Raw genomic sequence first — 15,077 nt, forward strand, 5'->3', positions numbered from 1 at the left:
CTACCTATCATAACGCATCATGGACGGGATTCATTCCACCCTAGCGGCGGCGGTTGCGCTCCCGCATTTCGCGCTGCGCTTCGCGGTTGTCCTGCTGTTCGCGGAGGGTCTGGCGCTTGTCGTATTCGCGCTTACCGCGGGCAACGGCAATTTCCACCTTGGCCCTGCCGTCCACGAAGTAGAGCTGCAGCGGCACTATGGTGTAGCCGGCTTCCTGGACTTTGCGGGAGATCTTAATGAGCTCCTCGCGGTGCAGCAGGAGCTTCCGGCGGCGGCGCGCGGCGTGGTTGGTCCAGCTGCCCTGGTTGTACTCGGGAATGTGGATGGCTTCCATCCACAGCTCGTCGTTGTAGAAGGTGCAGAATCCGTCCACCATGGAGGCATGCCCCTCGCGCAGGGACTTCACTTCGGTTCCCATCAGCGCGATTCCAGCCTCGTAGGTGTCCAGCACGTGGTAGTCGTGCCGGGCCTTGCGGTTGGTGGCCACCACTTTACGGCCACTTTCTTTCGGCAAGGGAAAGCTCCTCAGTTCAAGAATCGGATGTCCTCCGGGCCAGCCGGCGCGGAGTCATACCAGTGTACGGCAGGCTTATGAGCCCTACAGCAGCCCCATCGGATCCACGGCGTTGCCGTTCAGCCAGGTTTCAAAGTGGGCGTGGCAGCCGGTGGAATTGCCGGTGTTGCCTGAATAGGCAATCAGCTGCCCCTGCGAGACGCGCTGGCCGTTCGACACCACAATGCTCGAGTTGTGGTAGTAGATGGTGTTCAGCGTATTGCCCTGCACCAGGCCGTGCGAGATCTTCACCCGCCAGCCGCCGCCGTCGGCCGAGTTCCAGCCGGAGCTGAAGACCTCGCCTGCTGCCGCCGCGTACACGGGCGTGCCGCACGCCGCGCCGAAGTCGATGCCGGTGTGCAGGTAGCCTCCCTGGCCGTAGAAGTCGATGGTTCCGGGCGGCGTTGCACGCCAGCCGAAGCCGGACGTGATGGGAACGCTGGACGCGAAGGGGTGGCGTAGTCCAAAGGCCGACGGCGAACCGACGGGCGGCACGAACGGCTGGGCCGGTGGGGGTGCTTGGCCCTTCGCTGCTGCTGCAGCGGCAGCCGCTGCAGCTGCTTCTGCGGCCAGCCGGCGCTGCTCGGCTTCCCACGCTTCGCGCAGCTTCCGGTCGCGTTCTTCGAGCTCCGCCGCCACCGCGTTCTGGCTGGCCTGGACGCTGGCAAGCTGTGACTGGATGCCGGGCTTGGCGGCCTGCAGTTCGGCGTCCAGGCGGGTGGTGTCGGCGATCAGCCGGTCCACTTCGTCCTTCTTCGCTGCGGCTTCATCCCGGGCTGCCTTCTCCCGCTCCAGGGCGGCGTCAGCCTTGGCCTTCAGGTCCTTGATCTCGGCTTCAACTGCCTGGAGGCGTGCCTCGGAGTTCACGTTGGTGGCGTTCTGCTGGGACAGCTTGTCCATGGCGGCGTTCTGGCTGCGCATGGCCTGGTCGGCCAGGTCCATGGTTTCGGTCAGGCTTCCGCCGTTGTTCGAGCCAAAGAACAGGGACAGGTTGGAGGGAACGCCACCCGACTTGTAGGCCTGGGTGGCGATCTGGCCGATCAGCTTCTTGGTGTCGGCGATCTTTTGCTTGTCTGTTTCAAGCTGCTGGGTAATTTTGGCCTTGTTCTGCTGGGCCATGTCCACCCGCGCGGACAGCGCCTCAACTTCCTTGACGGCTCCTGCCACGCGGCCCTGGGCTTCCAGCAGGGACTGCTGGGCGCCCGGCAGCTGGCCCTGGTAAATGACCAGGTCGCCTGCGGCCTTGGCAATGCGGGAATCAACGAATTCCAGTGACTGCTGGACCCTGGCCGCCTCCGCTTCGAGCGCCTTCTGCTTGTCTTCGAGCTCATCAGCGAAAGCCACCGGGGTGGAGGATGCGAGGCCTGCGGCGAGGACAACAGCGAGCACAGCGCTCACCAGGCCGGCACGGCGCGGTGTCTTCCGCAGGCTGGTGTGTCCGCTGTGCGGGAACATGTGTTCCGTTAAGTTCATGGGCATTCCTTGTTCGGTTTGCATACCTAGACGCGAAGGTATCGGCGCAAGGTCAAGAGAGACGAAATTCCCGCCAAGGATCCGCCAAGGATTATCAAAACCGGCGCCAGGATCAGTGTCTGGCCTGCGGAGATGAAGGCCGTGTCCGGGTATTGCTGTGACATGTACTGGCCCAGGAAGAAGTGCGCAACGGCCCACAGTGTGGCGGAGGCCAGCGCGGCGCCAACAACGGCCGCGATGACGCCCTCAAGGATGAACGGCAGCTGGATAACTGTCTTGGAGGCGCCCACCAAGCGCATGATGCCCGTCTCACGGCGGCGGCTGAAGGCCGAGAGCCGGATGGTGGTGGCTATCAGCAGGATGGCACAGACGATCATCACACCGGCGATGCTGACCGCCACCAGGGACGCGCCGTTCATGACCGAGAACAGCCGCTCGAGGAGCTGGCGCTGGTCAATGACGGTTTCCACGCCCGGCTGGGAGGCGAAGGTCTCGCTGATGATCTGGTATTTTTCCGGATCCTTCATATTGATGCGGAAGGAGGCCGGCAACTGGTCCGGCGTCACGGAGTCCACGATGGGCGAATTCGAGAACTGCTCCTTGAAGTGCTTGTAGGCCTCATCCTTGGACTCGTACTGGAAGTTGTTGATGTACTGGGCCACGGCCGGTGACTCAAGGAGGGAGTTGAGGCTTTCCTGCTGCTCGGCGGTGACGGGCCCGCTGGCGCAACCGGCCGCCGTCGACCCTTCACTGCAAAGGAAGATGGCCACCTGGACTTTGTCGTACCAGTAGCCCTTCATCTGGTTGATCTGCATCTGCAGCATGCCGGCCGCGCCCACGAAGGTGAGCGAGACGAAGGTGACCAGGATGACCGAAACCACCATCGAGACATTGCGGCGCAGGCCGCTGCCGATTTCACTGAGGATGAACGCGAGCCTCATCGCTGTCCCTCGCCTTCGCCGGACTGCCCGGCGTCGGGAGTGTCCCGGCCGCTGGCGTCCTTGAGCCTGCGCGACTGGCCCACCACGGGGATCATGGAGGTGTACAGAGCCTTGGCCTCATCGCGGATGACGACGCCGTTCTTGAGCTCCACCACGCGTTTGCGCATCTCGTTTACGATGTCGTCGTCATGTGTGGCCATCACAACGGTGGTGCCGTTCTGGTTGATTTTGTCCAGGACGCCCATGATGCCCATCGAGGTAGTGGGGTCCAGGTTTCCGGTGGGCTCGTCGGCGAGGAGGATTCCTGGCCTGTTGACCACAGCGCGGGCGATGGCGACGCGCTGCTGCTCACCGCCGGAGAGCTCGTGCGGCATGCGGTGCTCTTTGCCCTCCAGGCCTACTGTTTTCAGGACCTCGGGAACGGTATCCCGGATGACGCTGCGGCTCTTGCCGATGACCTGCATGGCGAAAGCTACGTTGGCGAAGACGTTTTTCTGGGGCAGCAGCCGGAAGTCCTGGAAGACGACGCCGATCCCCCTACGGAGCCGCGGCACGCGCCAGCTGGAAATCTTGGCGACGTTCTGGCCGGCGACGTAGACCGCGCCGGAGGTTGCCCGGTCTTCCTTCAGGACGAGCCGGAGGAAGGTGGACTTGCCGGAGCCCGAGGCGCCAACGAGGAAGGCGAATTCGCCACGGTCAATCTCAAGGTTGACGGAGTCCAGCGCAGGCCGGGCCTTCTGGTCGTAGACCTTGGTGACATTTTCGAATCGGATCATGGCCCTAAGTACCCTGCAGGGCATAGCTGATTCTGTGCAGCCCAGTTCTGCAGCCGGCGCGCGGGTTTCGTTTGGGGGAAGTAGGGCCCCGGCCCCTCGACTATACGCAGGCGAACCTGGGAATCAGGCGGCTTTCCAGGGGCGTGTCGCCGGCTGCTGCTTCTCTTGCAGCTGCCGCGTGCTACTTCTCTGCGTTGCGGTTGTCGGTGCGCCAGCGGATACCGGCGTCGATGAAGTCATCGATTTCGCCGTCGAAGACAGCAGCGGTGTTGCCCACTTCGTGCTCGGTCCGCAGGTCCTTGACCATTTGGTAAGGGTTGAGGACGTAGGACCGCATCTGGTCACCCCATGATGCCTTGACGTCTCCGGCGAGGGCCTTCTTTTCGGCGTCTTCCTGCTCTTTCTTGAGGAGCAGGAGCCTTGACTGCAGAACGCGCATGGCGGCGGCGCGGTTCTGCAGCTGAGATTTTTCGTTCTGCATGGAGACCACGGTCCCGGTGGGAATGTGCGTCAGGCGGACGGCGGAGTCAGTGGTGTTGACGGACTGTCCGCCGGGCCCGGAGGAACGGAACACGTCCACGCGGATCTCGTTGTCCGGGATCTCGATGGAGTCGGTCTGCTCGATGAGCGGGATGACTTCGACGGCGGCGAAGGACGTCTGGCGCCGGCCCTGGTTGTCGAAGGGGCTGATCCGGACGAGCCGGTGGGTTCCGGCTTCAACGCTGAGCGTCCCGAAGGCGTAGGGTGCCTTGACTTCGAAAGTTGCCGATTTGAGGCCCGCTTCCTCGGCGTAGGACGTGTCCATCACGGTGGTGGGGTATCCGTGGCGTTCGGCCCAGCGGAGGTACATCCGCATCAGCATTTCGGCGAAGTCGGCCGCGTCTACGCCGCCGGCTCCTGCGCGGATGGAGACCACCGCCTCGCGCTCGTCGTACTCACCGGACAGGAGGGTGACGACTTCGAGTTCTTTCAGGGCCTTCTTGATCGACTCGAGTTCGGCCGCCGCATCTGCCATGGAATCGGCGTCGTCCTCATCCTGTCCCAGCTCCACCAGGACTTCGAGGTCATCGATCCTGGAAACAAGCCTGTTGAGGCGTTCCAGTTCGGACTGCCGGTGGGACAGCCGGGAGGTGATTTTCTGGGCCGCCGCTGGGTCGTCCCAAAGGTCCGGTTCGCCCGCACGCTCACTGAGTTCAGCGATGTCTTCCTTCAGCGTTTCTACGTCGGAGACTCTTTCAATGGAGTCGTAGGTGGCGCGAAGGGCGCGGATTTCAGCGGAAAAATCAATATTGGCCATGGTTGTTTAAGCCTACGCTATCCGCAGGAAGGGGCTTGCCCCTGGCGTTTCCGCTTCGACCTTGGCGCGCTCCTGGCCCGCTACCGGGTGAGGCGGGAGCGTGCCGTGGACGTCGCCTCGATGGTTATCCCGCCGGGCATCACGAAGTTCACCACCGGAGGGTGCACAACCGCCGTGAGGACCACGACGGCGGTGGAACCGTCAGGCGTGCCCGTCGCCCCTGCGATGGAGAGGCCGTCAAAGCGCTGCGACGCCGGGGTCCGGGACACGAAGTCTGCTGCCACGTTCCTGACCCTGGCGGGGTTGAGGACCGCGGAAGGGGTGCCGCCCTGCGTTGCCACTTCGCCAAGGCTGTAGCTGTCCGCGGCGGCGAGGGATGCACCGTCGGCCAGGGACAGCAGCCGCTTGTGTTCGAGGTACACCGAGGAGATGCCGATGACCACTGTGGTGACCAGTAAGGCCAACACGACGTAACCCAGGATCATCACCATCATCTGGCCGTCTTCGCCTCTCCGGAGTGTCCTCACCGGAACCGACCCACGATTTGGGTGGATGAGGCCTCTACCTCGCTGGCGTTGAGCCGGAAGTCGTCGTTGAAGGGCAGGAACGGAAGCGGCACGGTGAGGCGCACCGTCACTGTGACCGTGCTTCCGGCCGCCTGGCAATCTGCCGGACTGCATGTTGTTGCCACGCGGGCTCCTTGTGCCGAATGGCCAAAGTCCGCCAGCGCTATTGTCACAGCCTGTTCAGCGGCAGCCTGCGCGGCGACCGCATCAGGCTGGGCTATGTAGACCTTGGCCGCCTGGTCCGCAGCGCCCACCACCGCGAAGGAGCCGGCCTGGATTTGGCTTACGGTGATGATGAAGTACACCAGCGGAACCATCAGCAGCAATGCCAGGAACGTGAACTCAACCACGGCACTCCCCCGTTCGTGGTGGTGGCCGTGCCGCCGCCGACTCTCAGGACAGCGGCCCAAAGCTTCGCTGAATCGGGCACGGAATCTGCCGTGCACCGGCTTAGGGCTGCACCGCTGCATGGCCCTTCACCTCCAGCAGGTCCCTGGGTCCGATAAGCCCAATCACCGGCATGGGCGCCCGGACAGTAACCTCCAGTGTCCGCAGTCCTTGGTAGTTCACCTCGCTGGTGCTGACATGTTCGGCGAACCCCGGGTTCAACGCTTTTTGAATCAGGCTTCGCGTGCGTTCCTCTGCGTCAGCTGCCCCTCGGTCGGCGAGGGTTCCATAGCGGGCTCCCGAAGCCGCGGCATCAATCAACGTATTCCGAATGTGCAAGACCAGTGTCAACTGGATGATCGCGAGGAAAAACAAGGTGAGCAGGCTGCCCACGAGGACGAAGTCCACCACAGCGGAACCCCGCTCGACGGGTTCGACCCCGGCTTCACGTTCAAACTTGAGCGGGCTCTGCCGCTTGCTGTCCAGAAAGCGGCAGGTGTTCCCGCCGCTGGTGGACGGCGTCATCGGCTAGCTTCCGACCTTGTCCATCGCCTGGTTGAACATGGCTTCCAGCGCGGGGCCTGCGAGCGCCAGCAATGCGGCAACCAACACTGCGGACATGAGAGTGATCATGACCCAGCCAGGAACGTCCCCCCTCTCGGGATTATCAAGGTACCCAGCCCTCCTCGAAGGGCTGCCAGCTGGTTTCCCGCTTCGGTTCCTCTCCTGCCCGAGTCTCCCGCGCCTCCCGGTCTTCGTCCCGGAAAGGAACACTGCCCCCAGTGAAAGGAACAGCACCGTGCAGCGAATCCCCATTTTCTCAATCATTTCCGTCCTATTCCTATCCCTGCGCTGTATTGCAGCACTGATCTGTATGCCTTTTTGCTCTTGCGCTCAGAAACCCAGGTTGATCGCGGCGATGCCCGGAAAGACTGCAAAGACCACGGTCAGTGGCAGCACGCCAAATACGAGCGGCACCATCATGGCGATTTCTTTCTTTCCCGCTGCCTCCATCAGATCCCGCTTGGCCGTATCGCGTACGTCCTGTGCCTGCGCACGGAGCACATCCGCCAGCGGTGTGCCGCGCTCAACAGCCACCACGATGCCGTCCACAAACCGGACTAAGGGTGCCAGGTCCGTGCGCGCCGAGAACTCCTGCAGCGCCTGAACCAGTGGTTTACCGGCCCTGGTTTCCGCAAGAACCTTCGAGAATTCCTTCGTGAGCTCGCCTTTGGCGCTGCGGCAGACCCTGTCCAGGGCGCCCGTGGCGCTCTCCCCGGCGCTGACGGCGAGGGCCATCAGTTCGGCAAGGCTCGGGAATTCAGCCATCATCCTCGACTCCCTGCGCTTGATCTGGACGCCGAGCCAGTAGTCGCGGAACATAAAGCCGCCGACGGCGCACCCCAACACGGCCGCGGCTGCCAGCAACGGGTTGAACCTCCCGGAGGCGGCACCCACAACAACGAAGGTGGTCGAAAGAGCGAATCCGGCGGCTGCCCACATCAGCTGTTCTGCCCGAAAATCGACCGGCGACTTACTGATTCCCGCCTGCGCCAGCCTTCGGACCGTAGCTTTCGAGACCGGGTTCAGCCTGCCTAGAGCAGCAAGGCCGTCCCTCAGCAGGGGGCTAAGAATCCGCTCCAGAGGACCGAATGGTGTGACGTACTGCTCGCCTGCCCGGAGCAACCGGGACTCGAGATTTTGGGACTTGAGCTGCGGTTCAATGCGTTGGGAGAGCGTAACGGCACGCATCAAGGGCGAACGGAAAATGATCAGCCACAGTCCGATGCCCAGCAGCACTCCGCAGACGGCGGCGGGAGCTGAAATTTCCATCACCGGAGCACCCTCTCATCCTGCGGCAGGGCGCCGATTCGAAGCATGATTGAATAGCAGACCAAGGAAACCACCAGGCCGCCAAGGAGGACGCCCGCGCCTATCGGGGTGTTGTAGGCCTGCACGGCCTCCGGCCTGGTGGCCAGCAGCATCATCACGATCCACGGTGCGGCGACGGCAAGCCTTGCCGCGTTGATGGTCCACGACTGCCGTGCTTCCAGTTCGCTGCGTGTGCGGGCGTTTTCGCGCAGAAACTCGGCCAGTGTTCCAAGGAGCTTGCCAAGGTCCGAGCCGCCCACTTCCCTGGTGAGGCGAAGGGCTTCAACGATCCGGTCTGCAACGGGGTCAGCAAGTCGGTGCTTGAGCTGGTTGAGCGATGCATCGAACTGCCCGCCCGCCCGGTAATCCGCACCGAAATCACGGAATACGTGCCGCAGTTCCTCGGGTCCTTTGTCGCCCAGTTGTATGAGGGCCTCCGGCAGGGGCAACCCTGCCCGGATGCCTGACCGCAGATGGTCTACGACGTCGGGCCAAAGGGTCCGCAGCAAGGCGCTCCTTCTCTTTGCCCTCCAGCGCAGGACAGTGATGGGCAGCCAGGCGCCGAAAAGTCCGAAGCAGAAAGAGATCGGCCAAGTGCGGGTTACGGCGAAGAAAACAAGAGCAACAAAAAGTCCCAGGCCGATACACGTGCCGACCAGACCGCCCGCGGAAACTTTCTCGATGCCGGCCGCTGCAAGCAGGTCCGCGACACGGCTGGCCCTTTCTTTGGGAACTGCCCGTTGTGGTGACTCCCAGAAGGACCACCAGATCAGGAAAAAGCCAATGCCGGCGGTTATTCCAAGAAGGGCCGACATCATCGCGGATCCAGGAGTGCGGCAACGTCATAGCCTGCCCTGGCGAATTTCTCCTGTGCGGGCATGGAGCTGGCCCGTGGCTGCAGTACGCCGTCCGTCATGGCGAACACCGGCGATGATTCTATAATGCCGTTCTCCACACGCCGGCCCAGCGACAGAATTTCGGTCACTTCCCGGCGTCCGTCCGCCCGGCGGCTGCAGTGGACCACCAGGTCAATGCAGGACGCGACGGTGGGCACAACGAAGGCAGAGGATATATTCTCGCCTGCCAGCAGCGGCAGCGTGCATATTTTGGTCACGGCGTCATGTGCTGAATTGGCGTGGACGCTGCACATCCCGGGAAGCCCTGAATTCAAGGCGATTAACATATCCAGGCTTTCCGCTTCCCGGACTTCGCCGACTACCAGTCGGTCGGGTCGCATTCGGAGCGCTTCCTTGACGAGCCGACGGAGCGGGATTTCACCCTCGCCCTCGAGGTTTGGCTGGCGGCACTGCAAGCCCACAACGTCCCGCAGGGGAAACTGCAGCTCGAAGATCTCTTCCACGGTGATGACACGTTCCCGGCTCCCGATGCTGGCTGCCAGGCAGTTAAGCATGGTTGTTTTGCCTGCCTGGGTCGCTCCGGAAACGAGGATGTTGAGCCCGCTGGAAACGGCAGCGCCCAGAAACCGGGCGGACTGGGGCGTCAGGGTGCCAAGCTCAACCAAGTGTTCAAGCCTGCTCGCTTTGACCACGAACTTCCTGATGTTGACTGCCCAGTGCCGCCGCGTCACGTCGGGTATGACCACATGCAGCCGGGACCCGTCAGGCAGGGCAGCATCAACAAAAGGAGAAGACATGTCCAAGCGGCGGCCGGAGCTCTTGAGCATCCGCTCCACCAGGTCACGAACTTGCTGCCCGGTGAGGCTCAGCGAGGTTAGCTCCGATTCACCGTTCCGGGCGACGTAGATTTCGTTCGGCGCGTTGATCCAGACTTCTTCAATAGTCGGATCATCCAGAAGCGGTTGCAGCACACCGAAGCCGGCGACCGCGTCGAAGAGGAACTTCCGGGCGGCGTCCAAGGGACCAATGGGAGGCAGCGGCCCCATGAGGGCACGTTCGTCGTAGTCGGTCACTGCGGCTTCAACGAGGCGGCGGACCTCTCCTGCCTGATGCAGCGGATCCAGTCCCCTCCGACGGATCAGTTCGCGGACTTCGTCCTCGACAATTCCCAGCGCGTCCATGCGTTCCCCAATACAACTGCCGCCCCCGGCGGAGGCAGTGCAACTGGGTCAAGCCTAGGGAGGGTACAACACGGCGACAAGTCATTCCGCAAGCCTGTTGATAACAGTCGCCTACCTCTATCACACCAGTAACACAAGTACCACTGGTTACGTTGGTAACAGCAATGCTATGGTGGGCGCGTTAATTGTCAGTTACCACCTGTCGGGTGTCTTCCTTAGGGGACACACCCTGAGCAGCAACCAAAATGAGCGCTCGCCGGAGCGCCGCATTGTTTCCGGAGCAAACATGAAGCGGAACCTGTCTCAGTCACGTCGCCCCGTACTGAAGTCCGTGGGGATAGCACTCCTGGCTGCCTCCCTGGTAGCGGGTCCAGGTCTGGCGGGTGTTGCGACCGCCGTTGAACCATCTCCCACGCCGACAGCCTCCCCGTCGTTAACTAGCACGCCGGAGACGGCGGCACCTTCTCCCGCCGTTCCGTCGGGTCCCTTAACACCGGAAGCAACGGCCCCTGGGGAGACGCGAACTGCCCACCCCTCCCCCGAGGCTACACAGTCGATGGCGGACGCCGTCGGGGTGGGCGGAGCTGAAATGGGACAGCGGTCCGCCCGCGTCACCGCGTCTTCGCCCGCCAGTGCAGTCAAGAGGCTTAGCACGGAGTCACTATCCACCGAAGGTACATGGATGCCCACCTTCGGCATTCAGGGACTGGACGTCAGCGGTCACCAGCCCAGCGTCGACTGGCAGCAACAGTGGAACATGGGCGCGCGGTTCGCATACGTGAAAGCTACGGAAGGCAATTACTACACGAACCCCTCTTACAGTTCGCAGTACCAGGGGTCCCGGAGCGTAGGGATGATCCGGGGTGCTTACCACTTTGCTATTCCCAACTGGTCCTCTGGAGCCGATCAAGCCAGGTACTTTGTCCAGAACGGCGGAGGCTGGTCCGCGGACGGCTACACCATGCCTCCGGTGCTGGACTTTGAGTTCAACCCCTACGAGGGCCGGACCATCAACGGCTTCTACTTCGGCAATACCTGCTACGACATGTCACCCGCGCAGCTCCAGTCATGGGTGCGGGACTTCGGAAACACAATGCGGGCTCTGACCGGAAGGCTTCCGGTCATATACACCAACACAAGCTGGTGGAACCAGTGCCTCGGTAATCCCGCAGGATTCGGTGACTACCCCCTCTGGATCGCGGCCTACCCCAGTTCCGCAACAAATAATGCTGGTCCGGTTCCCACTTCAAGCTGGAGCAGCTACAGCATCTGGCAGTACAGCAGCACGGGCCCATTCGCTGGCGACTCAAATGTCTGGAACGGGGACTACAACCAACTGAAGACATTTGCCTCAAGCGGTGTCCCAGTTCAGCCTCCGGCGCTTTCCACTTCATTCAAAGTTACCGCGGTAGGAGACTCCAACAGCGACGGGAAACCGGATCTAGTGGCGCATCGATCGGATGGATCGTTGTGGTTCTACGCCGGAGCCGGGAATGGCGGTTACCAGACCGGACGTCCTATCGGGACGGGCTGGAGTATTTATGACCGGATTACCGGGGTCGGAGATTCAAATAGGGACGGTAAGCAGGACCTGATAGGGCGCCGGTCGGACGGCACGTTGTGGTTCTACGCCGGCGACGGCGGAGGAAACTACCAGCCAGCACGCCAGATTGGCACCGGCTGGCATATCTTCGACCAGATCGTCAACGCCGGCGACTCGAACGGAGACGGCATCCCGGACCTGGTCACACGCCACCCCGATGGTGGCCTATGGTCCTACGCCGGCGACGGCACCGGCAGCTACAAGACCGGACAGAAAATCGGCACCGGCTGGCACATCTTCGACCAACTGATCAATACCGGAGACTTCGACTCCGACGGAATATCGGACCTGTTGGCCCGCCACCCCAACGGCAGCATCTGGTTCTACCCCGGCAACGGAACCAGCGGATACCGCACCGGCCGCCAAATCGGCACCGGCTGGACCATCTACGACCAAATCCTCGGCGTAGGAGACAACAACAACGACGGTAAAGCCGACCTCCTCGGCCGCCGCGCAGACGGAACGCTATGGTTCTACCCAGGCGACGGGATGCGCACCGACGGCTACCAGGGCGCAAAGGCGGCCGGAACCGGGTGGAACATCTTCGACCGCATGACAAACGTTGGCGATCTAAACAGCGACGGACAGCCGGACGTAGTGGCCCGTCACTCGGATGGATCGTTGTGGTTCTACGCCGGAGCCGGGAATGGCGGTTACCAGACCGGACGTCCTATCGGGACGGGCTGGAGTATTTATGACCGGATTACCGGGGTCGGAGATTCAAATAGGGACGGTAAGCAGGACCTGATAGGGCGCCGGTCGGACGGCACGTTGTGGTTCTACGCCGGCGACGGCGGAGGAAACTACCAGCCAGCACGCCAGATTGGCACCGGCTGGCATATCTTCGACCAGATCGTCAACGCCGGCGACTCGAACGGAGACGGCATCCCGGACCTGGTCACACGCCACCCCGATGGTGGCCTATGGTCCTACGCCGGCGACGGCACCGGCAGCTACAAGACCGGACAGAAAATCGGCACCGGCTGGCACATCTTCGACCAACTGATCAATACCGGAGACTTCGACTCCGACGGAATATCGGACCTGTTGGCCCGCCACCCCAACGGCAGCATCTGGTTCTACCCCGGCAACGGAACCAGCGGATACCGCACCGGCCGCCAAATCGGCACCGGCTGGACCATCTACGACCAAATCCTCGGCGTAGGAGACAACAACAACGACGGTAAAGCCGACCTCCTCGGCCGCCGCGCAGACGGAACGCTATGGTTCTACCCAGGCGACGGGATGCGCACCGACGGCTACCAGGGCGCAAAGGCGGCCGGAACTCTTTAGGACTCGTAGTCGAAGGCTGTGGCACGCTAGCTGGGAACCCGCGGCCTTAGCTGGCAGCCGTTAACTTATGACGGGGCACGAAGCCGCACCGATGCGATCACAATCCGCCTGGCCGCATCGCGAACGGAGTCGCCGCGCGGGCGGACCAGCAACGCCGCCGCATCCCGGGACTACGTCGCCGGGAATGCGCGCCACCCCTCGAAACGGCTCTTCACGGTCGATGGTGAACAGGTTCCGTGTCTTGAAAGCTGGAGGGCTCGTAGCCCTGCTGTGATGGATGTTCTCTACGCATTCATCAAGAGTCAGGAGCTACGAGCCTTGAGCGAGCCTATTTCGCTGCGCGCCGATGCTGCCACTGCCATTTTCAACCTCCGGACAGCGGCGGATTCCGAGTCAGTTCAACCCGCAGAGGCGGGCTGCCCCTCCTGCGGAGTGATCAGCAGCAGGTTGCATTCGCGCCGGCAACAACGGCTGCGCGGTGTACCTCTCGCCGGCCCGGTTGAGGTGGTCTGGACCAAGCGGCGGCTCTTCTGCGCCGAGGGCCTGTGCCCGCAGCAGACATTCACCGAGGAAACAGCCCAGGTCCCGCGGCGGACCCGGTCCACCCGCCGGCTCCGTGACGCCCTGGTGGCCACCGTAATACGAGCCGGAAGGGCGGCCACGGAGGCGGCGTCCTCGTTCGGTGTCTCGTGGTGGCTGGTCCAGCGGGCCCTGGACTCAGGGGCGCTGACGCTGCCGGATGTCGGCGCCCTGGAACCGCGAATGCCGGGCATTGACCAACACCGCTATCGGTCGGTGCGGTTCTTTCGCGACCCGGCCACCAAGGCCTGGAAACCCTCCGAACCCTGGATGGCCACCATCGTCGATCTGGACACCGGACAAGTGCTCGGCCGCGACAGGGAGGGTCTCGGAGACTGGCTCTTCGCCCGGCCCCTTGAATGGCGTCTGGGCGTGCAGGTCGTCGCCATCGACCCCTCAGCTGCGTTCCGCAAGGCGTCGCGGATGTGACTCCCGCGCACCGCAGTCCCGGTCGACGCGTTCCACCTGGTTAAGCTCGGCAACGACACGCTCACAGAAGTTCGTCAACGCCTCACAGAGCAAGTCCACGGCCGGTGGTACGCCCGATCGACCGGGTCTGGGCCAACCGGCGGCTGCTCCTGCGGGCCGGGGACACGCTGGCCACCGTGTTCGCGACCGACGACGCCACCGGGACGCTGCAGGCCGCCTGGCTGGTGAAAGAGCAGCTCCGGTCGCTGCTCGCCACCGTGTCTCTCGCCGACGCAGCCAGGGCAACGACCTGCTGCAGGCTCTGGTCGAGAAAGCCGCCCAGCCGGAATCTAACCGGCTCCGGCACACCATTTGCAGGTGGTGGAAAGAAATCGAAGTCCTCATCGTTACGGGCGCGACAACGACCAAAGTAGAAGCCAACAACACCGCGATCGAGCGCATAAAACGGACAGGCCGGGGATTCACCAACGCAGGCAACCAGAACTCGTATCCTGGTGTGCAGTCCCGCCGGAACAGCGGCATGAACACCCATCACGGCAGAACATTCACCACGAACCGTGACGAGCCGTCAAAACGGGGTGGGGGATTGGTCTGTACTGCCGCTGGGCTCTACGCGATATGGCAGCGGAAACCCTCAAGCGCTCATTTTTTGCGTTTCCGCGGCAGAAGAGGAACCTCGAAATATCCAGTGCTTATACAGGAGAAAGTTCCAGGCAGTGATCATTACGGTGGAAACGACTTTTCCCACCTGATAGCCTGCCCCAAGCCAGTCAATGAGATTGACGATGACATCCACGGCCAGAGTGTTGAAAACAACGAGAAGGCAGTACTTCAGAAAACTGACACTCTTACCATTCGTCGCGCGGAACGTAAAGACCCGCTGGAGCGCAAAATTGAATGCCAAGCTGGTCAGAAAGGCAATAGGAGTGGCAATCCACAGCTCCACGAAAAAAACCTCATGGAGGAGCATTAAAAGGCCAAGATCAATCGCGAATGACAGGCCGCCTACGATGACAAATCGAGCCAGCTCATTATTCAGTACACGCTTTGAATGCCTTCTAAGCACTTATCCTCTTAATTTTCGAGATATAGGGACGTCCGACTCGCCGCATCATGACGCCGATGACGCGCTGAGCAACGCTTGGCTCAGGGAGGACAAGAGCGGATTGTCGTAAGACCGCCATCGCAGCTTTGCCGCGGCTCGTGTAGGCGGAGATGGTGACGGTGCCGATGCTCCGTCTTCGACAAGCCATGCCACGGTATAGGCTAG

General features: G+C 62.4%; 14 protein-coding genes and 1 pseudogene. 2 read left to right on the top strand and 13 right to left on the bottom strand.

Features of this window, described 5'->3' with window-relative positions; genetic code table 11:
* Window positions 1-40: 40 nt before the first annotated feature.
* The 12 genes from smpB to BACI348_RS13520 all read right to left on the bottom strand — a co-directional run bounded on the left by smpB (window position 41) and on the right by BACI348_RS13520 (window position 9,903).
* On the bottom strand, window positions 41-514 hold the full coding sequence (gene smpB, locus BACI348_RS13465; protein WP_043453530.1) for an SsrA-binding protein SmpB: 474 nt from the start codon (window positions 512-514) through the stop codon (window positions 41-43).
* A gap of 84 nt (window positions 515-598) precedes the next feature.
* Window positions 599-2,008: a M23 family metallopeptidase gene (locus BACI348_RS13470; protein WP_159830097.1), complete on the bottom strand. Its 1,410-nt coding sequence runs from the start codon at window positions 2,006-2,008 to the stop codon at window positions 599-601.
* A gap of 44 nt (window positions 2,009-2,052) precedes the next feature.
* On the bottom strand, window positions 2,053-2,967 hold the full coding sequence (ftsX, locus tag BACI348_RS13475; RefSeq protein ID WP_159826561.1) for a permease-like cell division protein FtsX: 915 nt from the start codon (window positions 2,965-2,967) through the stop codon (window positions 2,053-2,055).
* Window positions 2,964-3,743: a cell division ATP-binding protein FtsE gene (gene ftsE / locus BACI348_RS13480; RefSeq protein ID WP_159826563.1), complete on the bottom strand. Its 780-nt coding sequence runs from the start codon at window positions 3,741-3,743 to the stop codon at window positions 2,964-2,966. The genes ftsX and ftsE overlap by 4 nt, the downstream gene beginning before the upstream one ends.
* Before the next feature lie 181 nt (window positions 3,744-3,924).
* Window positions 3,925-5,040 (bottom strand): peptide chain release factor 2, encoded by a 1,116-nt coding sequence (gene prfB / locus BACI348_RS13485; protein ID WP_050054571.1) that lies wholly within the window; start codon window positions 5,038-5,040, stop codon window positions 3,925-3,927.
* A gap of 80 nt (window positions 5,041-5,120) precedes the next feature.
* Window positions 5,121-5,534 carry a pilus assembly protein TadG-related protein gene (locus BACI348_RS13490; RefSeq protein ID WP_159826565.1) on the bottom strand — a complete coding sequence of 138 codons (414 nt, stop codon included), beginning with the start codon at window positions 5,532-5,534 and terminating at the stop codon, window positions 5,121-5,123.
* A gap of 29 nt (window positions 5,535-5,563) precedes the next feature.
* Window positions 5,564-5,956: a hypothetical protein gene (locus tag BACI348_RS13495; protein ID WP_159826567.1), complete on the bottom strand. Its 393-nt coding sequence runs from the start codon at window positions 5,954-5,956 to the stop codon at window positions 5,564-5,566.
* A 100-nt stretch (window positions 5,957-6,056) separates the two neighbouring features.
* Window positions 6,057-6,401 (bottom strand): TadE family protein, encoded by a 345-nt coding sequence (locus BACI348_RS13500; RefSeq protein ID WP_442858529.1) that lies wholly within the window; start codon window positions 6,399-6,401, stop codon window positions 6,057-6,059.
* A gap of 120 nt (window positions 6,402-6,521) precedes the next feature.
* Window positions 6,522-6,818, bottom strand: coding sequence for a hypothetical protein (locus BACI348_RS13505; protein WP_159830099.1), 297 nt, complete (start codon window positions 6,816-6,818; stop codon window positions 6,522-6,524).
* A gap of 69 nt (window positions 6,819-6,887) precedes the next feature.
* Window positions 6,888-7,826, bottom strand: coding sequence for a type II secretion system F family protein (locus BACI348_RS13510; protein WP_201298428.1), 939 nt, complete (start codon window positions 7,824-7,826; stop codon window positions 6,888-6,890).
* Entirely contained in the window at window positions 7,826-8,683 is an 858-nt protein-coding gene (locus tag BACI348_RS13515) for a type II secretion system F family protein (protein ID WP_442858500.1), read from the bottom strand. The genes BACI348_RS13510 and BACI348_RS13515 overlap by 1 nt, the downstream gene beginning before the upstream one ends.
* A complete protein-coding gene (locus BACI348_RS13520) occupies window positions 8,680-9,903 on the bottom strand; it encodes a TadA family conjugal transfer-associated ATPase (protein WP_159826573.1) in 1,224 nt (407 codons plus the stop codon). Before BACI348_RS13520 ends, BACI348_RS13515 begins: the two co-directional genes overlap by 4 nt.
* A gap of 682 nt (window positions 9,904-10,585) precedes the next feature.
* Between BACI348_RS13520 and BACI348_RS13525 the strand changes: the two genes are divergently transcribed.
* Window positions 10,586-12,799, top strand: a complete 2,214-nt coding sequence (locus BACI348_RS13525; RefSeq protein ID WP_236557555.1) for a GH25 family lysozyme — start codon at window positions 10,586-10,588, stop codon at window positions 12,797-12,799.
* 273 nt (window positions 12,800-13,072) lie between these two features.
* A pseudogene (locus BACI348_RS21120) lies at window positions 13,073-14,331 on the top strand (ISL3 family transposase).
* A 110-nt stretch (window positions 14,332-14,441) separates the two neighbouring features.
* On the opposite strand, the gene BACI348_RS13540 reads toward BACI348_RS21120, so the two are convergent.
* A complete protein-coding gene (locus tag BACI348_RS13540) occupies window positions 14,442-14,873 on the bottom strand; it encodes a GtrA family protein (protein WP_268892343.1) in 432 nt (143 codons plus the stop codon).
* Window positions 14,874-15,077: the final 204 nt, after the last annotated feature.

The sequence above is a fragment of the Arthrobacter sp. 9AX genome, assembly GCF_902506095.1.
Taxonomy (GTDB): Bacteria; Actinomycetota; Actinomycetes; order Actinomycetales; family Micrococcaceae; genus Arthrobacter.